This is a genomic window from Nakamurella sp. (genome assembly GCF_048594475.1).
Classification (GTDB): domain Bacteria; phylum Actinomycetota; class Actinomycetes; order Mycobacteriales; family Nakamurellaceae; genus Nakamurella.
Genome location: NZ_JBMDXT010000192.1, coordinates 1 through 3,496 on the forward strand (window position 1 = coordinate 1; position 3,496 = coordinate 3,496).

The 3,496-nt window shown below is 76.1% G+C and carries 4 protein-coding genes and 1 pseudogene; all 5 read left to right on the top strand.

Going from position 1 to position 3,496, the window contains the following annotated elements; genetic code table 11:
* Window positions 1-1,010: DnaJ C-terminal domain-containing protein (locus ACOJUF_RS09160; RefSeq protein WP_420121552.1), on the top strand; the 1,010-nt coding region annotated here is incomplete at its 5' end.
* 76 nt (window positions 1,011-1,086) lie between these two features.
* Entirely contained in the window at window positions 1,087-1,830 is a 744-nt protein-coding gene (locus tag ACOJUF_RS09165) for a 16S rRNA (uracil(1498)-N(3))-methyltransferase (RefSeq protein ID WP_420121555.1), read from the top strand.
* Window positions 1,827-2,615, top strand: a complete 789-nt coding sequence (locus ACOJUF_RS09170; protein ID WP_420121553.1) for an alpha/beta hydrolase — start codon at window positions 1,827-1,829, stop codon at window positions 2,613-2,615. The genes ACOJUF_RS09165 and ACOJUF_RS09170 overlap by 4 nt, the downstream gene beginning before the upstream one ends.
* A 35-nt stretch (window positions 2,616-2,650) precedes the next feature.
* Window positions 2,651-3,007 carry a histidine triad nucleotide-binding protein gene (locus ACOJUF_RS09175; protein WP_420121554.1) on the top strand — a complete coding sequence of 119 codons (357 nt, stop codon included), beginning with the start codon at window positions 2,651-2,653 and terminating at the stop codon, window positions 3,005-3,007.
* Between the two features lie 252 nt (window positions 3,008-3,259).
* Window positions 3,260-3,496 (top strand): annotated as a pseudogene (locus tag ACOJUF_RS09180) (PhoH family protein); the annotation flags it as partial.

A 3,496-nucleotide genomic window follows, 5' to 3' on the forward strand; every position in this document is an offset into this window, starting at 1 on the left:
CCGCGGCCTACGAGGTGCTCTCCGACCCGGCCAAGCGGCAGGTGGTCGACCTGGGCGGCGACCCGCTCGGCGGTCAGGGCGCCGGCCCGGGCGGCCCCGGTGGCATGGGCGGCGACCCGTTCGGCGGCATGGGGCTCGGCGACATCATGGACGCGTTCTTCGGGGGCGGGGCGACCCGCTCCCGCGGCCCGCGGTCGCGGGTGCGCCAGGGTGAGGACGCGCTCATCCCGATCACCCTGACCCTGGAGGAATGCGCCACCGGGGTGGCCAAGGACCTGGCCGTGGACACCGCGACGCTGTGCACCTCGTGCCACGGTTCCGGCTGCGCCGATGGCACCCGCCCCGCCACCTGCGACATGTGCAAGGGATCCGGCGAGGTGCAGCAGATCCAGCGCTCGCTGCTGGGCCAGGTGGTCACCGCCCGGCCGTGCCCGGTCTGCCGCGGCTTCGGCGAGGTCATCCCCGAGCCCTGCCGCCAGTGCAACGGCGAGGGCCGGGTCCGCAGCCGCCGCACCGTGCGGGCCAACATCCCGGCCGGCGTCGGCGACGGGATCCGGGTCCGGCTGGCCGGTCAGGGCGAGGTCGGCCCGGGCGGCGGCGCCCCCGGCGACCTGTACGTCGAGGTCCAGGAGCAGCCGCACGAGCGGTTCCAGCGGGACGGCATCGACCTGCACTGCACCGTGCACGTGCCGATGACCGCCGCCGCCCTCGGCACCTCCATGGGCCTGCAGACCCTGCACGGCGTGGAGGACCTGGACATCCAGCCGGGCACCCAGTCGGCGACCGTCATCACCCTGCGCGGGCAGGGCATGCCCCGGCTGCGCGGCACCGGCGTGGGCAACCTGCACGTGCACATCGAGGTCGTGACGCCGACCCGGGTCGACGCCCGGCAGGCCGAGCTGCTGCGCGAGCTGGCCACGCTGCGCGGCGAGGAGCAGCCCGAGCTCGCCTCCCGCGGGCACAACGGCGGCTTCTTCTCCCGGATCCGTGACTCCTTCGTCGGGCGCTGACCTGTCCGGCGACCCACTGTCCGGCGACCCGCTGTCCGGCGACCCACTGTCCGACGACCCGCCCCCCGACGACCCGCTGCCCGGCCGCCACGGCGAACCGTTCTTCCTGGTCGACGCGCTCCCAGCGGCCGGCCGGTTCGTGCTGGACGGGCCCGAGGGCCGGCACGCCGCGACGGTCCGCCGGCTGCGGGCCGGCGAGCCGGTGGTGCTCACCGACGGGTCCGGCGCGCTCGCCCCGGCGACGGTGGCCGCCGCCGGCCGGGCCGAGCTGACCCTGGACGTCGGGGTCGTTCGGCGGCTGGCGCCGCCGGCCGTCCGGGTCACCCTGGTGCAGGCGCTGCCCAAGGGCGAGCGCGGCGAGCTGGCCGTGGAGCTCGCCACCGAGGCCGGCGTCGACGCGATCGTGCCGTGGACGGCCCAGCGGTGCGTGGCCCGGTGGCGCAGCCCCGACCAGGTCGACAAGGGGGTGCGGCGCTGGCGCGGGACCGCCCGGGAGGCGGCCAAGCAGGCCCGGCGCCCGTTCGTCCCGGCCGTCCGCGACCTGGCCACGACCGCGCAGGTGGCGGCCCTGGCCGCGGCGGCGACGACGCTGGTGCTGCACGAGTCGTCGGTCACACCGCTGGCGGCGGCCGGCCTGCCGGTCGCCGGCGACGTGGTTCTGATTGTCGGTCCCGAGGGGGGACTGACCGAGGAGGAGCTCACGGTGTTTGGCTCCGCGGGCGCCACGGTGGTGCGGCTGGGGCCGCAGGTGCTGCGCACCTCGACGGCCGGAGCGGTCGCCCTGGGCGCGCTCGGCGTGCTGACCGGACGGTGGACGTGAACGTCGACATCCGCGACTACGCCTACGGTCCGCATCCCAGCCAGCAGATGCGGCTGTTCCTGCCCAGCGGCCGGTACCTGACCGTCGTCGTCGTCATCCACGGCGGCTACTGGCGATCGATCTACGGGATGGAGCTGGCCGAGCCGCTCGGCTACGACCTGACCCGGTACGGGGTGGCCGCCGCGGTCATCGAGTACCGCCGGGTCGGCGACGGCGGCGGCTGGCCGACCACGCTGGCCGACGTCTCCCGCGCGGTCGACTCGCTGGCCGGGCCCGGGCAGGACGTCGCCGACGGCCGGCTCGCGCTGGACCGGGTGGCGGCTGTCGGGCACTCCGCCGGCGGTCACCTGGCCGCCTGGCTGGCCCATCGCGGCTCGCTGCGGGCCGGCACCGCCGGTTCCGTCGCCCCCGGGGAGGCGCACGTGCCGATCGTCGGCGCGGTCGCCCAGGCCGGCCTGCTCGACCTCGTGGGCGCCTCGGTCGAGCGGCTGGGCAACGGCGCGGTCACCGCGCTGATGGAGGGCGAGGCCCGGTCGATGCCGCAGCGCTACCACCACGCCTCGCCGCTCGCGCACGTCGGCGCCGGCGCCCGGGGGGTCGCCGGGCACGGCCACGCCGACGACACCGTCCCGCTGTCCCAGTCCGAGCGGTACGTCGAGGCCGCGCGGCGGGCCGGCGATCCGGCGTCGCTGATCGTGCTGCCCGGCACCGGCCACTTCGAGCTGATCGACGTGCGCCACCCGGCCTGGGACGTGTGCCGCAGCCAGGTGCTGCGGATGGTCTGAGCCGGGCCCCGGCCCCGGGGCTAGGCTCGTCAGCCATGCCCTACACCAGTGACGACTGCCTGTTCTGCGCGATCGTCGCGGGCGCGATCCCGGCCGACGTCGTGCACCGCGACGACCACGTGGTCGCCTTCCGCGACATCAACCCGCAGGCGCCCACCCACATCCTCGTCGTCCCGACGACGCACTACGAGAACGTCGCCGAGGTGGCCGCCGACGACCCGTCCGGGCTGGCCGCGCTGGTGCTGACCGCCCGCACCCTGGCCCAGGCCGAGGGGATCGACCGCTCCGGCTACCGGCTGGTCACCAACACCGGGGCCGACGCGGGGCAGACGGTGTTCCACACCCACCTGCACCTGCTGGGCGGCCGGCACCTGACCTGGCCGCCCGGCTGACCGGCGGGGGCCGGCCGGTCGATCGGCGCCGGACCCACCCCGTCCGGGGAAACCGGTCGCCCGGCCCCCGGCCCGCCTCGATAGAATCGACCGACGATCGAGCCCACGGTCGTCAGCCATCTCGAACAGGCGAAAGCAGGCAGTCACCAGGTGCCGGATTCTCCGTCGGCCGCGGCGCGGACCGACCTTCCCGACGCGGACCGTCCCGCCGCGCGTAGCGAATCGACCGTCGTGGTCGCCGACGAACGGCAAATGATGGGGCTCCTCGGATCCCGGGACATGCTGCTGCGGCTGCTCGAACAGGGCCTGGCCGCCGACATCCACGTGCGCGGCAACCGGATCACCCTCAAGGGGTCGGCCGGTGACGTCGCCCTGGCCGAGCGCACCCTGCAGGAGCTGCTGGCCCTGCAGGAGGCCGGGTCGGTGCTCACCCCGGACACCGTGCGGCGCACGATCGGCATGCTCGCGGCCCCGGCCGGCGCCGGCGGC

Coding starts and splice junctions, on each gene's coding strand:
- ACOJUF_RS09175 (WP_420121554.1), top strand. CDS start 2,651: ATGCCCTACACCAGTGACGACTGCCTGTTCTGCGCGATCGTCGCGGGC.